The following is an 18,674-nucleotide window of genomic DNA, read 5'->3' as shown; positions in this document are numbered from 1 at the left end:
GAGGCGCATAGTAATGGCAGGTTGTTACGGCGTCAACGCTTTTTCCAGGTGAATAAATCGTTTGCTGTTTTTTTCAGCTTGGCGTTGATTTTATCCACAAAAACAGGCCATTCAGCCACGCCACAGACAGCTGCCACCCTTTTTCATCACCAGATCCAGACGGGACTCATGGGCAACCACTTCCTCTTCGCTGGCCGTGACCACGCGCAGTGCAGAGGCGGGACGGACGATGCGCTGAATGCTCTCTCCCTGCGCCTCACGGGCACTTTCACTTTCCGATAAGAACGAGAGTGACGTCTGACCACCGGTCATGGTCAGGAAGACTTCCGCCAGAATCTCGGCATCAAGCAGTGCGCCGTGCAGAGTACGCTTGGTGTTGTCTATTTCATAACGCGAGCAGAGCGCATCAAGGCTGTTACGCTTGCCGGGAAACATACGACGCGCCAGCGCCAGACTATCGGTAATTTTGCAGAAGGTTTCGGTTTTCTCAATGCCACGGTTCAGCTTTGAGAACTCGTAGTCCATAAAGCCGATATCAAACGGTGCGTTGTGAATGACTAATTCAGCACCGCGAATGTAGTCGAGAAACTCATCTGCGATTTCGCTGAACGCGGGCTTGTCGGCAAGAAATTCATCTGCAATCCCGTGGACACCAAAGGCTTCAGGATCGACCAGCCGATCGGGCTTGAGATACATATGAAAATTGTTGCCGGTCAGGCGACGGTTAATCACCTCCACCGCACCAATCTCAATGATGCGGTGCCCCTCATAATGTACCCCGATCAAGTTCATGCCGGTGGTTTCAGTATCGAGAACGATCTGGCGGTTATTTGCAGTGCTCATAAGACCCGTTTTATGTCAGACTTAGCGTTTTTGAGAGGAAGTCTACCAGAGATGCGCAAACAGGTAGAAATATTCACCGATGGATCCTGCCTCGGAAATCCCGGCCCCGGCGGTTATGGTGCGATTTTACGCTACGGTCAGCATGAAAAGACGTTCAGCGCGGGCTATCACCTTACCACCAATAACCGGATGGAGTTGATGGCGGCGATTGTTTCGCTTGAAGCGCTGACTCAACCCTGCGATGTGGTGCTCAGCACCGACAGTCAGTATGTGCGCCAGGGAATCACCAGCTGGATTCATAACTGGAAAAAGCGTGGCTGGAAAACCGCCGATAAAAAGCCAGTAAAGAATGTCGATCTCTGGCAGCGTCTCGACTTAGCACTCAGCACCCACAAAATTCAGTGGGAGTGGGTTAAAGGGCATGCCGGACATCCGGAAAATGAACGCTGCGACGTGCTGGCCCGCACTGCAGCTGAAAACCCTGCCTTTGAAGATATCGGTTATAAAGCCGAGTCCTGATCCTCTGCCTTGCGGAACTGACGCGTCGCGTTGACCGTCTGGCGGATCTTGCTGGTACTCAGGCTCTTCTTTGCCCGTGTCGGCAGCAGCGGGAAGGTGCGTTTACGTGCCACCACAATATTCAGGCAGCCCAGCGCCGGTAAGTGGGCGCTGATCAGTTTCCCGCCCTGTCGATGCCACGGCAGCACCTGAAACCGGGTGCGATAAACCACTTCATAATTCAGCAGCCCCAGCCAGTCGAGCAACCGCATCTGGCTGAACATCCGTCCGCTCCACGGCGCCTTGCGAGTTAATCCCGGCACCATTTTGCTCACGCCAAGCAGGCTGAAGGGATTAAAACCGCTGATGATCATCCAGCCATCATCGATTAACACCCTGTCCACTTCGCGCAATACCCGATGAGGATCCTGGCTCCAGGCGAGCGTATGGGCCATCAGACAGGCATCCACCGACTTCGACTCAAACGGCAACTGCATCGGGTCGGCCAGCACCTGCAACTGCTCACCTTTACTGCCCACATTGACCTGATGTGAAATAGCACAATTTTCTGTGTTGATTTCTGCGCTGAGATTGCCAAGCTTAAGCATATGAAAGCCATATAGCTTTCCGAGGTAAGGCTGAAGCTGCTGCGTTAACGCGTCGCGGAAATACTCTCCCCACGGCATATCGCGCCATGACAGCGGAGCGTTCAGAATCTGGCGTGATTTAGCGGGCTTCATGCTTTACGCTCTTCCTTTTACTACGACCTGCGAGAGGTGATGATGAATCTTACCAGTATTCCTGCGTTGCAGGACAACTACATCTGGGCACTGACGGATGATCAAGGTAAATGCCTGATTGTCGATCCCGGCGAAGCCCAACCGGTGTTAGAAAAAATGGCGTCCAACGGCTGGGAGCCGGTCGCCATCCTGCTGACTCACCACCATAACGATCATACCGGTGGAGTGAAAACCCTGTGTGAGCATTTCCCGCAACTGGAGGTGTACGGCCCTCAGGAAACCGAGGCCAAAGGAGCCAGAACGATCGTCAGCGAAGGGGATAAAGTCACGGTTCTGGGGCTGACTTTCGACGTGATTCATACCCCTGGTCACACTTTAGGACATATCTCATATTACAGTGCGCCTTATCTTTTCTGCGGCGACACCCTCTTTTCGGGTGGCTGTGGACGCCTTTTTGAGGGCACAGCAGAGCAAATGTATGATTCGTTTCAAAAGCTTAATCAGCTACCAGGAGAAACCTTAGTCTGTTGCGCGCATGAATATACTTTATCCAATTTGAAGTTTGCTGCGGCTATTCTGCCTCATGACCCGCAAATAATGGCCGAATATCAGAAAATTAAGGACTTACGCGCTGAAAATGGCATTAGTCTGCCTGTAAAACTGGCGCACGAACGGTCAATTAATTTATTTCTCCGTTCGCAAGACGTTGATTTACAACGCGCTTTAAACGTTAATGTTTCTGATGAACCGCTATGGCATACATTTGCTGTTCTACGCGAGAAGAAAGACGCTTTTTGATTTTTCGGGTTGTGTTGTGAAAAGTCGTCACGTATAGTTGCTCGTCTTTTAAGCGAACTATTGACACACATATGAAGGCTAAAGCGATATTACTCGCCTCAGTCTTGCTGGTGGGATGTCAGGCGTCCAGGAACGATGCCAATATTCCCGAACAGCATGCACAGAGTCTGTCTTCAGCTGGTCAAGGTGAAAATGGAAAGTACGGAGACGAGTTTTTGTCGCCGCGATGGCAGGAAGATGGAACTGGCCTCGCAGCAGACGCAGATCTCTGGAGTTTCATTAGTGACGAGTTGAAGATGGGGATTCCGGAAAACCCGGCAATCCGCGAACAAAAAAGAAAATTTTTAAAAAATAAGAGCTATCTCCACGATGTAACATTACGGGCAGAGCCGTACATGTACTGGATAGTCGAGCAGATACAGAAACGTAAAATGCCGATGGAACTGGTACTGCTACCCATAGTGGAGAGCGCTTTTGACCCCCGGGCAACGTCATCCGCCAATGCCGCTGGCATCTGGCAGATTGTTGCAGCTACGGGTCGAAACTATGGTTTGAAACAAAACCAGTATTACGATGGGCGACGTGATGTGGTCGCATCCACGAAAGTTGCGCTGGATATGATGCAGCGTCTTAACACTATGTTTGACGGTGACTGGTTATTAACCATCGCCGCCTATAACAGTGGTGAAGGACGTGTGCTTAAAGCGATTAAGCAGAACAAGGCGCGCGGTAAGCCGACTGACTTCTGGCATTTATCGCTGCCACGCGAAACAACCGTGTATGTGCCTAAAATGTTAGCTCTGAGTGAACTGCTCAAAAATAACAAGCGTTACGGTATCAAACTGCCGACACCTAATGAAAGTCGTGCTCTGGCGCGAGTGGAAGTGGGTCAGCAGATACAGCTGACGCAGGCTGCCGAAATGGCAGGTATGTCGCTCACGAAACTGAAGAGCTTCAATACCGGCTACAAAGGCGGTGCAACAGCGCCAAACGGCCCGCACTATATTATGGTGCCGAAGTCGAACGTCGCTAAACTGCGTAACTCACTGGCTTCCGGTGACATCGCAGCAGTACAGCCGACGCAGCTTGCAAAAGCCAGCGCGAGTGGCGGGTATAAAGTGCGACGTGGGGATACGCTTTCTGGTATCGCCGCTAAACTTGGCGTCAGCGTCTCGACACTGAAGCAGGAAAACAACCTGCGCGGTGCTGATATCCGACCGGGTCAGACTCTGACTATCGGTTTGAATGGCACCCGACTGGCTGATAACGGCAACAGCATCACCTACCGTGTTCGTAAGGGTGATTCTCTTGACAGTATTGCCCGTCATCACGGCGTCAATATTAAAGACGTGATGCGCTGGAACAGTGTGCTGGACAATGCGAAAGATATTCAACCCGGCGATAACTTAACGCTGTTTGTGAATAATAACGCAACCCCTGATACCTGATACGTTGAAAAGGCTGACAATTGTCAGCCTTTTTCTTTTATGCATCTGCCGCCGTTTACGCATCCCTTCCCTTTCCTTCTGCTGGCAGCCTTAATGTCTCTTACTCACGTCCTGAACTGAACTCCACCAGTAGCGGATTATGGTCGGACGCGCGCGTGACCAGTACGGATGCCTCGCTCACTCTGAGATCTCGATAGAAGACGAAATCCAGCGGGCGGCCAAACGCTTTACGACGATGGTCGGCAGTAAACATGACTTCTTCCAGTTTCATCCGCTGTGCAAACCGGTAGAGCGCATTGATGCGCTGACGGCTCCATGCATTAAAATCACCGGCCATAATTACCGGTCCCTGGTGGTGCATAATCTGCTCACCAATAGGTCCCAGTTGTTTACTGTAAACGTCCACACCGAGGCTGAAGTTAACCGCATGGATGTTGACGACCATCAGCATATCACCGGCCGGCAGAGGGTAAGCCGTGACCAGTGCCGATTTTGACAGCCTCAGCAGAGGTTCTCGCTCACGTAACGGACAACAATAGACCGGGTGCGCAGAGGCAAGTGTCATCACTCCAGAGGGGTGCTGAGGCAGCACAAAGGCGGGCACCTGATCGGCAGCCAGATAGTTACTGGTCGCAAACTCCACCAGTTCAGGTGTGGTCTGCGCCTCCTGCAGTAATACAAGATGTGCATCCTTACCAAATCCTTCCAGTACTGACATCCAATCCGCGCGTTGCTGCTTAAAGATGTTCCATACCAGGACCTTGAGGTTTGGATGCGCTGGCAACGGGGCGCCGGGAGGCAGTGCCTGACCGAGATGGAGCATCGCGCCAGGTGGAAAGATCTGTTCCACTGGTTGTCCTGCTACATATCGCATTGCATAAGTTTTTTTGCGCACTTTCCCGCCTGGCTGATGATTCAAAAATACAGTTAACACCTGTCTGTTATAGGGATTCTAGACCGGGGTTTCAATGGATGCAGGTGAATGTCGGAATTCATCACGCATTTCCAGCATAAAGCAGCCCTTTTACGCTCGCTAAGCAAATCGAGGCAGATCGGCAGACGACATTGAGGTTGTCATCATCGAGGGCTCTATACTGGTTATCACAACATTATCGGCTATAAACTGATTTAATGGTCACGGCACTGCAGGGAGAAAGAATGAAGGCATCTTCTGACGAACTAAAAGTGTTTGTCAGCGTAGTAGAAAGTGGGAGTTTCAGTCGCGCTGCTGAACAGTTGAAGATGGCGAACTCTGCCGTCAGCAGGACCATTAAAAAGCTGGAGAGCAAGCTGGGTATTGCTCTTCTGACCCGCACAACGCGGCAGCTGGCACTGACTCAGGAGGGCGAACGCTATTTCCGCCACGTTCAGCGTTTTTTGCAGGAGATGACTACAGCAGAAAGCGATTTGATCGAAAGTCTGCAGACACCGAAAGGCCTGCTGCGGGTTGATGCCGCGACACCAGTCATTCTGCATTTGCTGATGCCGATGATTAAGCCCTTCCGTCAGCGCTATCCTGAAGTGACTATTTCTTTAATCTCCTCAGAGAGTTTCATCAATCTGATTGAGCGAAAAGTCGATATCGCCATTCGTGCCGGCAATCTGACCGACTCGACGCTGCGCGCCCGGTTGCTGTTCAACAGTTTTCGCAAGGTGGTTGCTTCACCCGCCTATCTTCGTGAGCATGGGATACCGCAAACTGTCGCTGAACTGGATAACCATTACTGCCTTGGCTTTGATGACTCTCCAAAACTTAATCGCTGGCCCGTCGCCCGTGAAAGCGGCGAACTCTATGATATCAACTGGGCTCTTTCTTCGAACAGTGGTGAGACGATCAAGCAGTTATGCCTTAACGGTAATGGTATTGCCTATCTGTCGGACTATATGATTGATCGTGAGGTAGCGGAGGGAACACTGGTGGAAGTGCTGGCCGATCAGCGGCTGCCGGTCGAGATGCCCTTCAATGCGGTTTACTATAGCGATATTGGCGTGAGCCAGCGTGTGCGGGCTTTTATCGATTTTCTCAGTGAGTGGACAGCTAAGCAACCGTGGCGCACGTAAGGTCTTATGGGCGGGGTTATTGGCTGCACAATGGAAAAAGCCCTGACCGTTAAGTCAGGGCTTTCCAATTAAGTGGCGGAACGGACGGGGCTCGAACCCGCGACCCCCTGCGTGACAGGCAGGTATTCTAACCAACTGAACTACCGCTCCACCGATTCTTTCACGGTTCTCAGCAACCGGCTGAGAGCCGTCTGTTCCTGTTGCTTTCCTTGTCAGGGGAAAAGGAACGAATTTAATGCCTGGCAGTTCCCTACTCTCGCATGGGGAGACCCCACACTACCATCGGCGCTACGGCGTTTCACTTCTGAGTTCGGCATGGGGTCAGGTGGGACCACCGCGCTAAAGCCGCCAGGCAGATTCTGTTCTCCGCGCCGCCCCTTAAGGCCGCGCAGATATATCCGGTACAGGCTGAAAATCGTGTCTCTCAAAAACGCCTCTGGCGTTGTAAGGTTAAGCCTCACGGGTCATTAGTACCGGTTAGCTCAACGCATCGCTGCGCTTACACACCCGGCCTATCAACGTCGTAGTCTTCAACGTCCCTTCAGGACTCTCAAGGAGTCAGGGAGAACTCATCTCGGGGCAAGTTTCGTGCTTAGATGCTTTCAGCACTTATCTTTTCCGCACTTAGCTACCGGGCAATGCCATTGGCATGACAACCCGAACACCAGTGGTGCGTTCACTCCGGTCCTCTCGTACTAGGAGCAACCCCCCTCAATTCTCCAGCGCCCACGGCAGATAGGGACCGAACTGTCTCACGACGTTCTAAACCCAGCTCGCGTACCACTTTAAACGGCGAACAGCCGTACCCTTGGGACCTACTTCAGCCCCAGGATGTGATGAGCCGACATCGAGGTGCCAAACACCGCCGTCGATATGAACTCTTGGGCGGTATCAGCCTGTTATCCCCGGAGTACCTTTTATCCGTTGAGCGATGGCCCTTCCATTCAGAACCACCGGATCACTATGACCTGCTTTCGCACCTGCTCGAGCCGTCACTCTCGCAGTCAAGCCAGCTTATGCCATTGCACTAACCTCACGATGTCCGACCGTGATTAGCTGACCTTCGTGCTCCTCCGTTACTCTTTAGGAGGAGACCGCCCCAGTCAAACTACCCACCAGACACTGTCCGCAGCCCGGATCACGGGCCTACGTTAGAACATCAAACATTAAAGGGTGGTATTTCAAGGTTGGCTCCACGCGAACTGGCGTCCGCGCTTCAAAGCCTCCCACCTATCCTACACATCAAGGCTCAATGTTCAGTGTCAAGCTGTAGTAAAGGTTCACGGGGTCTTTCCGTCTTGCCGCGGGTACACTGCATCTTCACAGCGAGTTCAATTTCACTGAGTCTCGGGTGGAGACAGCCTGGCCATCATTACGCCATTCGTGCAGGTCGGAACTTACCCGACAAGGAATTTCGCTACCTTAGGACCGTTATAGTTACGGCCGCCGTTTACCGGGGCTTCGATCAAGAGCTTCTCCTTACGGATAACCCCATCAATTAACCTTCCGGCACCGGGCAGGCGTCACACCGTATACGTCCACTTTCGTGTTTGCACAGTGCTGTGTTTTTAATAAACAGTTGCAGCCAGCTGGTATCTTCGACTGGCTTCGGCTCGGGGAGCAAGTCCCTCCACCTACGCGCCAGCGTGCCTTCTCCCGAAGTTACGGCACCATTTTGCCTAGTTCCTTCACCCGAGTTCTCTCAAGCGCCTTGGTATTCTCTACCTGACCACCTGTGTCGGTTTGGGGTACGATTCTGTGTTACCTGATGCTTAGAGGCTTTTCCTGGAAGCTGGGCATTTATCACTTCAGCACCGTAGTGCCTCGTCGTCACGCCTCAGCGTTAATAAGGGACCGGATTTACCTGGACCCTCCGCCTACACGCTTAAACCGGGACAACCGTCGCCCGGCTGATATAGCCTTCTCCGTCCCCCCTTCGCAGTAACACCGAGTACAGGAATATTAACCTGTTTCCCATCGACTACGCCTTTCGGCCTCGCCTTAGGGGTCGACTCACCCTGCTCCGATTAACGTTGAACAGGAACCCTTGGTCTTCCGGCGAGCGGGCTTTTCACCCGCTTTATCGTTACTTATGTCAGCATTCGCACTTCTGATACCTCCAGCATGCCTCACAGCACACCTTCAACGGCTTACAGAACGCTCCCCTACCCAACAACACATAGTGTCGCTGCCGCAGCTTCGGTGCATGGTTTAGCCCCGTTACATCTTCCGCGCAGGCCGACTCGACCAGTGAGCTATTACGCTTTCTTTAAATGATGGCTGCTTCTAAGCCAACATCCTGGCTGTCTGTGCCTTCCCACATCGTTTCCCACTTAACCATGACTTTGGGACCTTAGCTGGCGGTCTGGGTTGTTTCCCTCTTCACGACGGACGTTAGCACCCGCCGTGTGTCTCCCGTGATAACATTCCTCGGTATTCGCAGTTTGCATCGGGTTGGTAAGCCGGGATGGCCCCCTAGCCGAAACAGTGCTCTACCCCCGAGGATGAGTTCACGAGGCGCTACCTAAATAGCTTTCGGGGAGAACCAGCTATCTCCCGGTTTGATTGGCCTTTCACCCCCAGCCACAGGTCATCCGCTAATTTTTCAACATTAGTCGGTTCGGTCCTCCAGTTAGTGTTACCCAACCTTCAACCTGCCCATGGCTAGATCACCGGGTTTCGGGTCTATACCCTGCAACTTAACGCCCAGTTAAGACTCGGTTTCCCTGCGGCTCCCCTATACGGTTAACCTTGCTACAGAATATAAGTCGCTGACCCATTATACAAAAGGTACGCAGTCACCCCCATAAAGAAGGCTCCCACTGCTTGTACGTACACGGTTTCAGGTTCTGTTTCACTCCCCTCGCCGGGGTTCTTTTCGCCTTTCCCTCACGGTACTGGTTCACTATCGGTCAGTCAGGAGTATTTAGCCTTGGAGGATGGTCCCCCCATATTCAGACAGGATACCACGTGTCCCGCCTTACTCATCGAGCTCACAGCACGTGTGCTTTTGTGTACGGGAGTATCACCCTGTACCCTGCGACTTTCCAGACGCTTCCACTAACACACATGCTGATTCAGGCTCTGGGCTGCTCCCCGTTCGCTCGCCGCTACTGGGGGAATCTCGGTTGATTTCTTTTCCTCGGGGTACTTAGATGTTTCAGTTCCCCCGGTTCGCCTTGCAGCACTATGTATTCATGCTGCAATGATGCACAGAGTGCACCGGGTTTCCCCATTCGGACATCGACGGCTGTAGCGGTTCATATCACCTTACCGTCGCTTTACGCAGATTAGCACGTCCTTCATCGCCTCTGACTGCCTGGGCATCCACCGTGTACGCTTAGTCGCTTAACCTCACAACCCACAGGCGTTTTACAACGCTGCGAGCTGCAAGCATTTGAGAGACTCGAACATGTCGCATTTTTCATTCTTATTACGGAGAATGAAAACGACACGTCGTTTCAATTTTCAGCTTGTTCCGGATTGTTAAAGAGCAAATATCTCAAACGCGCCACGGCTGCTTACGCAACCAGAACGGTTTTGAGATACTGTATGGAGACACCTTTCACCTGTCACCAAGCAGGTGGCGTCCCCTAGGGGATTCGAACCCCTGTTGCCGCCGTGAAAGGGCGGAGTCCTAACCGCTAGACGAAGGGGACACGATAGTGTCACGACTTCGCAGCCGTCCTGCTCATTACTTTTTATCAGACAATCTGTGTGGACACTGCGCGGGAAGGTATCTTCAGGTAAGGAGGTGATCCAACCGCAGGTTCCCCTACGGTTACCTTGTTACGACTTCACCCCAGTCATGAATCACAAAGTGGTAAGCGCCCTCCCGAAGGTTAAGCTACCTACTTCTTTTGCAACCCACTCCCATGGTGTGACGGGCGGTGTGTACAAGGCCCGGGAACGTATTCACCGTGGCATTCTGATCCACGATTACTAGCGATTCCGACTTCACGGAGTCGAGTTGCAGACTCCGATCCGGACTACGACGCACTTTGTGAGGTCCGCTTGCTCTCGCGAGGTCGCTTCTCTTTGTATGCGCCATTGTAGCACGTGTGTAGCCCTACTCGTAAGGGCCATGATGACTTGACGTCATCCCCACCTTCCTCCGGTTTATCACCGGCAGTCTCCTTTGAGTTCCCGCCATCACGCGCTGGCAACAAAGGATAAGGGTTGCGCTCGTTGCGGGACTTAACCCAACATTTCACAACACGAGCTGACGACAGCCATGCAGCACCTGTCTCACGGTTCCCGAAGGCACTAAGGCATCTCTGCCGAATTCCGTGGATGTCAAGAGTAGGTAAGGTTCTTCGCGTTGCATCGAATTAAACCACATGCTCCACCGCTTGTGCGGGCCCCCGTCAATTCATTTGAGTTTTAACCTTGCGGCCGTACTCCCCAGGCGGTCGACTTAACGCGTTAGCTCCGGAAGCCACTCCTCAAGGGAACAACCTCCAAGTCGACATCGTTTACGGCGTGGACTACCAGGGTATCTAATCCTGTTTGCTCCCCACGCTTTCGCACCTGAGCGTCAGTCTTTGTCCAGGGGGCCGCCTTCGCCACCGGTATTCCTCCAGATCTCTACGCATTTCACCGCTACACCTGGAATTCTACCCCCCTCTACAAGACTCAAGCCTGCCAGTTTCAAATGCAGTTCCCAGGTTAAGCCCGGGGATTTCACATCTGACTTAACAGACCGCCTGCGTGCGCTTTACGCCCAGTAATTCCGATTAACGCTTGCACCCTCCGTATTACCGCGGCTGCTGGCACGGAGTTAGCCGGTGCTTCTTCTGCGGGTAACGTCAATCGATGCGGTTATTAACCACATCGCCTTCCTCCCCGCTGAAAGTACTTTACAACCCGAAGGCCTTCTTCATACACGCGGCATGGCTGCATCAGGCTTGCGCCCATTGTGCAATATTCCCCACTGCTGCCTCCCGTAGGAGTCTGGACCGTGTCTCAGTTCCAGTGTGGCTGGTCATCCTCTCAGACCAGCTAGGGATCGTCGCCTAGGTGGGCCATTACCCCGCCTACTAGCTAATCCCATCTGGGTTCATCCGATAGTGAGAGGCCCGAAGGTCCCCCTCTTTGGTCTTGCGACATTATGCGGTATTAGCCACCGTTTCCAGTGGTTATCCCCCTCTATCGGGCAGATCCCCAGACATTACTCACCCGTCCGCCACTCGTCACCCAAGGAGCAAGCTCCTCTGTGCTACCGTCCGACTTGCATGTGTTAGGCCTGCCGCCAGCGTTCAATCTGAGCCATGATCAAACTCTTCAATTTAAGTTTGATTTGCTTAAACAAGTTAAGCGGTGCTCATCTGTAAAACGTCATAATGAATTTCATTATGTGTTCACTCGTGAGGCTTTGATATTTTGTTGCGTCCTAAGACGCTGATATCAATCCTGCGAGTGCCCACACAGATTGTCTGATAAATTGTTAAAGAGCAGTGCGAACAGTGCGTTAGCGTCCTGTCGCGAGGTGGCGTATATTACGCTTTCCTCCTGCAGAGTCAACCTCTATTTCAGAAGTTTTTCTCCGGCGGCGCAGTCTCCTGTGCCTGCTGACCCGTTTTCCGTTGCCGGTTTGCCGTGTCAGTGGAGGCGCATTATAGGGAACGGCTGAGATAGCGCAAGTGCAAATTACAACTTTTTCACTGTTCGCCTGAAATTTGCACAAAAGCGCCGTTTTAACCCTTTTTAATGCGTCCTGGCAGCTCTGCAAGGCTATTAATTACCCAATCTGCTGCGGCTTCACCTTCAGCGGTAATCGGTTTGCCACTGCGCACCAGCACTTTGGTGCCGACACCGGCAGCCTGCCCGGCCAGCATATCCTCCAGCTTGTCACCCACCATATAAGAAGCAGCCATATCAATGTGCAGCTCTTCCTGTGCCGTCAGCAGCATGCCTGGCTGCGGCTTACGGCAGTCGCATTCCTGACGAAACGCTTCAACTGTTGCTTCAGGATGGTGAGGACAGAAATAGATGCCATCAAGATCAACGTCGCGATCGGCCAGCGACCAGTCCATCCACTCAGTCAGCCGCATAAAGGTATCTTCGGTAAACATACCGCGCGCGATACCAGACTGATTGGTCACAACCACCAGCGCATATCCCATTGCCTTCAGTTGTTGCAGCGCTTCAATGGTGCCGTCAATAAACTGGAAGTCATCAATCTCATGGACATAGCCATTATCGACATTAAGGGTGCCATCACGATCAAGAAAAATAGCGGGGACTTTATTCGCCACGTAGAAACTCCTGCTGTAAAAATTGCCGATCAGTATCGCATGATTGCTATAAAAGGGAGAATGTCAGATTGAATCACTTTCATTGATTTAGACGTCTGGATGCCTTAACATCCATCCAGCTTTTATAATGAACAAAAGCGACGAGGTTTCCCACACCACGGACAACGCAATACGATAATTAATAACATAATGATTAAACTTGAAAATATCACCAAAGTGTTTCAGCAAGGCTCGCGGACTATTCCGGCATTAACGGATGTGAGCCTGCATGTGCCTGCCGGACAGATTTATGGCGTTATCGGCGCTTCCGGTGCCGGTAAAAGTACACTGATTCGTTGCGTTAACCTGCTGGAGCGCCCAACCTCGGGCCGCGTACTGGTCGATGGGGCGGATTTAACCGCACTCAACGAACGCCAGTTAACTCAGGCGCGCCGCCAGATCGGCATGATCTTCCAGCATTTTAACCTGATGAACTCACGAACGGTTGCGGGCAATGTCTCTCTGCCACTGGAACTGGGTAATCTCTCGCGTGCGCAGATCAACGCTCGCGTCACTGAGTTGCTGGAACTGGTGGGATTATCCGATAAGCATGATGCCTGGCCCGCCAATCTGTCGGGCGGACAGAAGCAGCGCGTCGCGATTGCTCGTGCCCTGGCCAGTAATCCCAAGGTCCTGCTGTGTGATGAAGCGACCAGCGCACTGGATCCCGCGACCACACGTTCAATTCTGGAATTGCTCAAAGACATCAACCGCCGCCTGGGGCTGACGATTCTGCTGATTACCCATGAGATGGATGTGGTGAAACGCATCTGCGATCAGGTTGCGGTCATCAGTCACGGTGAGCTGATTGAGAAAGATAGTGTCAGCGAAGTCTTCTCTCATCCTAAAACGCCACTGGCGCAGCAGTTTATTCAGTCCACGCTGCATCTGGATATCCCGGATGACTATCAGCAGCGTCTTTCTGCCACCGCATCTGAAAATACCGTGCCGCTGCTGCGACTGGAATTCACCGGTAAATCGGTTGATGCGCCGCTGCTTTCCGAAGCGGCCCGCCGTTACAACGTGAATAACAACATTATCAGTGCGCAGATGGATTACGCCGGTGGCGTGAAGTTCGGCATTATGCTGGCAGAAATGCACGGCACAGAGAGCGATACCCGCGAGGCGATTGCCTGGCTGAAGGAGAATCATGTGAAAGTAGAGGTGTTAGGTTATGTCTGAAGCGATGATGTGGTTGCTGGGACGGGGCGTGTGGGAAACGCTGATGATGACCTTCGTCTCAGGTTTTTTCGGTTTTGTGCTGGGCCTGCCGGTCGGCGTTTTACTCTATGTGACCCGTCCAGGACAGATTCTTCAGAATCAGGGTCTTTATCGCGTGCTTTCCGCGCTGGTAAATATCTTCCGCTCGATTCCTTTCATTATCCTGCTGGTCTGGATGATTCCCTTTACCCGCGTGATCGTCGGCACCTCAATCGGACTGCAGGCGGCTATCGTGCCGTTGACCGTCGGTGCTGCGCCGTTTATTGCGCGTATGGTTGAAAACGCCTTACTGGAACTGCCAACCGGCCTGATTGAAGCGTCACGTGCCATGGGTGCCACGCCAATGCAGATCATCCGTAAAGTTCTGCTGCCGGAAGCGATGCCGGGCCTGGTGAACGCGGCGACCATCACGCTGATTACGCTGGTCGGTTACTCCGCCATGGGTGGCGCGGTGGGTGCCGGTGGCCTGGGCCAGATCGGTTATCAGTATGGTTATATCGGATATAACGCCACTGTGATGAATACGGTATTAGTGTTGTTAGTGGTTTTAGTGTATCTCATTCAATTCTGTGGCGACCGCATCGTGCATGCTGTGTCCCATAAGTAAGCAATATCACATTATTAAGAAGGAAAGGATATGTCTTTCAGATTCAAGAAAATTGCCGCTGTGGGTGCACTGATTGGCGCGATTGCGCTGGCAGGTTGCGATCAAAAAGAGAAAGACCCTAACCACATCAAAGTGGGCGTGATTGTCGGTGCTGAGCAGCAGGTTGCTGAAGCCGCGCAGAAAGTGGCTAAAGATAAGTATGGTCTGGACGTTGAGCTGGTCACTTTCAACGATTACGTTCTGCCGAATGAAGCGCTGAGCAAAGGCGATATCGACGTTAACGCCTTCCAGCACAAACCTTACCTTGATCAGCAGATCAAAGATCGTGGCTACAAGCTGGTTTCAGTGGGTAATTCTTTCGTCTACCCAATCGCGGGCTATTCGAAGAAGATCAAATCACTGGATGAGCTGCAGGATGGCGCGCAGGTTGCTATTCCAAACGATCCGACCAACCTGGGCCGTACACTGCTGCTGCTGCAGAAAGTCGGTCTGATCAAACTGAAAGATGGCGTGGGCTTGCTGCCAACCTCACTGGATATCACTGAGAACCCTAAGCATCTGAAAATTGTTGAGCTGGAAGCGCCGCAGCTGCCACGTTCACTGGACGATCAGCAGATTGCTCTGGCGGTGATCAACACCACTTACGCGAGCCAGATTGGCCTGACACCCGCGAAAGATGGCATTTTCGTCGAAGATAAAGATTCACCTTATGTGAACCTGATTGTCGCGCGTGAAGATAATAAAGATGCGGAAAACGTGAAGAAATTCGTTAAGGCTTACCAGTCTGACGAAGTTAACGCAGAAGCTAATAAAGTCTTTAACGGCGGCGCGGTTAAAGGCTGGTAATTCAGTCCGTGATCTCCCTAAGGGCGGCGCTATGCCGCCCTTTCTGCTATTGGGTGCCCTGCCCGACTTGTTATTTATTCTTGTCCTTGTTTCAATAACGCCACTTTTTGAAACCTGAGGATGTTGCCATGCGTTTTTTACCGCTCTGCTTGTTAGCATTGATGCTGACAGGGTGTGTTCATGAGTATCACCCGATAAGCAGCGCACCGTCCCGGCCGCAGCAATCCAGTGAACCGACCCATAAGCCTGTGGCACGACCCGCACCCGTTAAGCTCTATACCGATGCCGCCGATCTGGTCAGTAAGCCGTTCCGCGATCTGGGTGAAGTCTCCGCTGAAGATTGCCAGATGAGCAATCAGAACTCCCCGGCCAATATCGCTACAGCACGGAAACGTCTGCAGATCAAAGCATCACAGATGAAAGCCAATGCAGTGCTGCTGCATCAGTGTGAAATCGTTACCGGCACACCAGGCTGTTATCGCCAGGCGGTGTGTCAGGGTTCAGCGCTGAAAGTCAGCAATCAATGAGTGAATTCGCCTTTGCGCAAATTGGGGTAATTCGTTCGCCGTGGAAGGAGAAGTTTGCCGTACCGCGTCAGCCAGGCCTGGTGCAGGATGGCGGCGGCGAGCTTCATCTGCAGCCACCTTACAATCAGCCGGAAGCGGTACGTGGACTGGAAGCGTTCAGCCATCTCTGGCTGCTGTTTGTTTTCCATCAGACGATGGAAGGTGGCTGGCGTCCCACGGTTCGCCCTCCCCGTCTGGGCGGCAATGCGCGCATGGGTGTTTTTGCGACACGTTCCACGTTCCGTCCCAACCCCATTGGGATGTCGCTGGTTGAACTGAAAGGTGTCAGAATTGAGAAGCAGCAGGTGATTCTGCAGCTTGGCAGTCTGGACCTGGTCGATGGTACTCCGGTAGTGGATATCAAACCTTATCTGCCTTTTGCCGAAGCGCTGCCTCATGCCCAGGCAGGTTTTGCTCAGGCGCCCCCTGCGGCTGATATGCCGGTTCGCTTCTCCGCACTGGCCCAGCAGCAGCTTCAGCAGCAGTCGCGCTACCCCAATCTGGCACGCTTTATCCGTGAAGTGCTGGCACAGGATCCCCGTCCGGCTTATCGTCAGGGCGAAACGCAGGCGCGGGAATATGCGGCCTGGCTGATGGATTTTAATGTCCGCTGGCGCATTGATGATGCCGGTACTGAAGTGATCGCTATCGACCCGCGTTAAAACCCGCTTTTGAGGCGGTGATCTCACTGGTACACTAGCCGCCAGCAAAATTCTGTCTGTGACTTTCCGATCAACTGGAACCGTAATCAATGCGTACTACTCAATATCTGCTCTCTACTCAGAAAGAGACGCCTTCCGACGCTGAAGTGATCAGCCACCAGCTGATGCTGCGCGCCGGTATGATCCGCAAACTGGCTTCTGGCTTGTACACCTGGTTACCGACCGGGGTTCGCGTGCTGAAAAAAGTCGAAAACATCGTGCGTGAAGAGATGAACAACGCGGGCGCTGTTGAGATTTTAATGCCGGTTGTGCAGCCCGCCGACCTGTGGCAGGAGAGCGGTCGCTGGGAGGAGTATGGCCCGGAACTGTTACGTATTGCCGATCGCCACGAGCGTCCGTTCGTGCTGGGTCCGACGCATGAAGAGGTGGTCACTGACCTGATCCGCAACGAACTGAGCTCTTATAAGCAGTTGCCGCTCAACCTGTATCAGATTCAGACCAAATTCCGTGATGAAGTGCGTCCACGTTTTGGCGTGATGCGTTCACGTGAGTTCATCATGAAAGATGCTTACTCGTTCCATACGTCGCAGGCGTCGCTGCAGGAAACCTATGACGCGATGTACCGCGCCTATAGTCAGATCTTCAGCCGTATGGGACTGGATTTCCGTGCTGTGCAGGCCGATACCGGCTCTATCGGCGGCAGCGCATCACATGAGTTCCAGGTGCTGGCGCAGAGCGGTGAAGATGATGTGATTTTCTCTACCGATTCTGATTACGCCGCTAACATTGAGCTGGCCGAAGCCGTCGCACCGGCCGGTGAACGTGCCGCACCATCTCAGGAGATGCAGCTGGTCGAAACACCAGACGCAAAAACCATCGCGGAGCTGGTTGAGCAATTCAATGTGCCTGTTGAAAAGACAGTGAAAACGCTGATTGTTAAAGGTGCAGAAGAGAGCGGTCACGCGCTGGTTGCCCTGCTGGTTCGCGGCGATCATCAGCTGAATGAGATCAAAGCAGAGAAGTCAGCCATCGTTGCATCGCCGCTGGTGTTCGCGACGGAAGAAGAGATTCGCGCCGCAGTGGGTGCGGGTCCGGGTTCAATCGGGCCTGTGGGTCTGCAGATGCCGATCATTGCCGACCGTACCGTGGCGAAGATGAGCGATTTCAGCGCCGGTGCCAACGTCGATGGTAAACACTACTTCGGCATTAACTGGGAGCGCGATCTGCCGCTGGCCAGCGTTGCGGATATCCGTAATGTGGTCGAAGGCGATTTAAGCCCGGATGGCAAAGGCACGCTGCAGATTAAACGTGGTATTGAAGTCGGTCACATCTTCCAGCTTGGTACTAAGTATTCTGACGCGCTGAAAGCCTCCGTTCAGGGTGAAGATGGCCGTAATCAGGTGATGAGCATGGGCTGCTACGGCATCGGCATAACTCGCGTGGTGGCGGCAGCCATTGAGCAAAACCATGACGATCGTGGCATCATCTGGCCAGCCGCACTGGCACCGTTCGAGGTGGCGATTCTGCCGATGAATATGCAGAAATCGTTCCGTGTTAAAGAGCTGGCAGAAGAGTTATATGCCACGCTGCGTGCCAAAGGCGTTGAAGTTATCCTGGATGACCGCAAAGAGCGTCCGGGCGTGATGTTTGCCGATATGGAACTGATCGGGGTGCCACACACCATCGTCATCGGCGATCGCAATCTCGACAACCAGGAGATTGAATACAAATCACGTCGTGCCGGTGAGAAGCAGATGATTAAGCAGGATGAAATTGTTGAGTTCCTGCTGAAAGCGCTGAACAAGTAAATTGTGAAGGAAAGGTCAGATAACTCGCTTGTGTGGCCTCTAACAGCTTAAGAGTTTGCCCGGTTGCTGTAATTCCGTATCTGCTCAGGAAACAGGGTCAGATCGGAAAGACGCAAAAGCCGCCATCCATGGCATGCTCGGCCCGCGCGATTACGCACCTCATCCATGAGGTGCGCCCTGACCGGGCCAACGCATGGCGTTATTCAAAAACGCTCCCGGCGTTTTTGTCCATGGCGCGGGACGCTTTCCTCTTCTGACCCTGTTCCCTTCGCCATGCGCT

At 52.8% G+C, this 18,674-nt stretch carries 14 protein-coding genes, 2 tRNA genes and 3 rRNA genes; 10 read left to right on the top strand and 9 right to left on the bottom strand.

The window, feature by feature from the left end; all coding sequences use genetic code 11:
* Positions 1 to 111 precede the first annotated feature (111 nt).
* Positions 112 to 843 (bottom strand): DNA polymerase III subunit epsilon, encoded by a 732-nt coding sequence (gene dnaQ / locus AC6I77_RS03715; RefSeq protein ID WP_140916036.1) that lies wholly within the window; start codon positions 841 to 843, stop codon positions 112 to 114.
* A 51-nt stretch (positions 844 to 894) separates the two neighbouring features.
* Between dnaQ and rnhA the strand changes: the two genes are divergently transcribed.
* Complete coding sequence (gene rnhA / locus AC6I77_RS03710) at positions 895 to 1,362, top strand: ribonuclease HI (protein WP_003852549.1); 468 nt, start codon at positions 895 to 897, stop codon at positions 1,360 to 1,362.
* On the opposite strand, the gene AC6I77_RS03705 is transcribed toward rnhA, so the two are convergent.
* Positions 1,344 to 2,081, bottom strand: coding sequence for a class I SAM-dependent methyltransferase (locus AC6I77_RS03705; protein WP_003852547.1), 738 nt, complete (start codon positions 2,079 to 2,081; stop codon positions 1,344 to 1,346). The genes rnhA and AC6I77_RS03705 overlap by 19 nt on opposite strands.
* A gap of 42 nt (positions 2,082 to 2,123) precedes the next feature.
* Here AC6I77_RS03705 and gloB point away from each other — a divergent pair, with 42 nt between their 5' ends.
* Together gloB and mltD are read left to right on the top strand one after the other, a co-directional pair.
* The gene (gloB, locus tag AC6I77_RS03700; protein ID WP_003852545.1) at positions 2,124 to 2,879 is read left to right on the top strand and encodes a hydroxyacylglutathione hydrolase; all 756 of its coding nucleotides are present in this window, start codon (positions 2,124 to 2,126) and stop codon (positions 2,877 to 2,879) included.
* Between the two features lie 71 nt (positions 2,880 to 2,950).
* Positions 2,951 to 4,327 carry a murein transglycosylase D gene (gene mltD / locus AC6I77_RS03695; RefSeq protein WP_154925767.1) on the top strand — a complete coding sequence of 459 codons (1,377 nt, stop codon included), beginning with the start codon at positions 2,951 to 2,953 and terminating at the stop codon, positions 4,325 to 4,327.
* Positions 4,328 to 4,427: 100 nt separating this feature from the next.
* On the opposite strand, the gene AC6I77_RS03690 is transcribed toward mltD, so the two are convergent.
* Positions 4,428 to 5,222 (bottom strand): endonuclease/exonuclease/phosphatase family protein, encoded by a 795-nt coding sequence (locus tag AC6I77_RS03690; protein ID WP_105099467.1) that lies wholly within the window; start codon positions 5,220 to 5,222, stop codon positions 4,428 to 4,430.
* Positions 5,223 to 5,485: 263 nt separating this feature from the next.
* On the opposite strand from AC6I77_RS03690, the gene yafC reads away from it, so the two are divergent.
* A complete protein-coding gene (gene yafC, locus AC6I77_RS03685; protein ID WP_497816724.1) occupies positions 5,486 to 6,388 on the top strand; it encodes a DNA-binding transcriptional regulator YafC in 903 nt (300 codons plus the stop codon).
* 73 nt (positions 6,389 to 6,461) lie between these two features.
* Here yafC and AC6I77_RS03680 read toward each other — a convergent pair.
* From AC6I77_RS03680 to gmhB, 6 genes are all read right to left on the bottom strand, one after another.
* Positions 6,462 to 6,538: transfer RNA gene (locus AC6I77_RS03680), tRNA-Asp, on the bottom strand.
* Positions 6,539 to 6,625: 87 nt separating this feature from the next.
* A 5S ribosomal RNA gene (gene rrf / locus AC6I77_RS03675) occupies positions 6,626 to 6,741 on the bottom strand.
* Between the two features lie 93 nt (positions 6,742 to 6,834).
* Positions 6,835 to 9,742 (bottom strand): 23S ribosomal RNA (locus AC6I77_RS03670).
* A 230-nt stretch (positions 9,743 to 9,972) separates the two neighbouring features.
* Positions 9,973 to 10,047 (bottom strand) — tRNA-Glu (locus AC6I77_RS03665).
* Between the two features lie 88 nt (positions 10,048 to 10,135).
* Positions 10,136 to 11,678 (bottom strand): 16S ribosomal RNA (locus AC6I77_RS03660).
* The 16S, 23S and 5S rRNA genes sit together here with 2 tRNA genes alongside, the layout of an rRNA operon.
* Positions 11,679 to 12,084: 406 nt before the next feature.
* Positions 12,085 to 12,645, bottom strand: coding sequence for a D-glycero-beta-D-manno-heptose 1,7-bisphosphate 7-phosphatase (gene gmhB / locus AC6I77_RS03655; protein ID WP_003852609.1), 561 nt, complete (start codon positions 12,643 to 12,645; stop codon positions 12,085 to 12,087).
* 189 nt (positions 12,646 to 12,834) lie between these two features.
* Here gmhB and metN point away from each other — a divergent pair, with 189 nt between their 5' ends.
* From metN to proS, 6 genes are all read left to right on the top strand, one after another.
* On the top strand, positions 12,835 to 13,866 hold the full coding sequence (metN, locus tag AC6I77_RS03650; protein ID WP_003852611.1) for a methionine ABC transporter ATP-binding protein MetN: 1,032 nt from the start codon (positions 12,835 to 12,837) through the stop codon (positions 13,864 to 13,866).
* A complete protein-coding gene (locus AC6I77_RS03645) occupies positions 13,859 to 14,512 on the top strand; it encodes a methionine ABC transporter permease MetI (RefSeq protein ID WP_003852613.1) in 654 nt (217 codons plus the stop codon). The genes metN and AC6I77_RS03645 overlap by 8 nt, the downstream gene beginning before the upstream one ends.
* Positions 14,513 to 14,542: 30 nt before the next feature.
* Positions 14,543 to 15,358, top strand: a complete 816-nt coding sequence (locus tag AC6I77_RS03640) for a MetQ/NlpA family lipoprotein (protein WP_003852616.1) — start codon at positions 14,543 to 14,545, stop codon at positions 15,356 to 15,358.
* Between the two features lie 128 nt (positions 15,359 to 15,486).
* Positions 15,487 to 15,885: an envelope stress sensor lipoprotein RcsF gene (rcsF, locus tag AC6I77_RS03635; RefSeq protein ID WP_003852619.1), complete on the top strand. Its 399-nt coding sequence runs from the start codon at positions 15,487 to 15,489 to the stop codon at positions 15,883 to 15,885.
* Positions 15,882 to 16,586, top strand: a complete 705-nt coding sequence (tsaA, locus tag AC6I77_RS03630) for a tRNA (N6-threonylcarbamoyladenosine(37)-N6)-methyltransferase TrmO (protein ID WP_497816723.1) — start codon at positions 15,882 to 15,884, stop codon at positions 16,584 to 16,586. The genes rcsF and tsaA overlap by 4 nt, the downstream gene beginning before the upstream one ends.
* Positions 16,587 to 16,675: 89 nt before the next feature.
* Entirely contained in the window at positions 16,676 to 18,394 is a 1,719-nt protein-coding gene (proS, locus tag AC6I77_RS03625) for a proline--tRNA ligase (protein WP_003852621.1), read from the top strand.
* Positions 18,395 to 18,674: the final 280 nt, after the last annotated feature.

This window comes from Pantoea sp. X-Soil-ISGK-259 (assembly GCF_059730705.1).
Note: the sequence above shows the minus strand (reverse complement) of the source record. Positions and strands in the feature narration are given on the sequence as shown.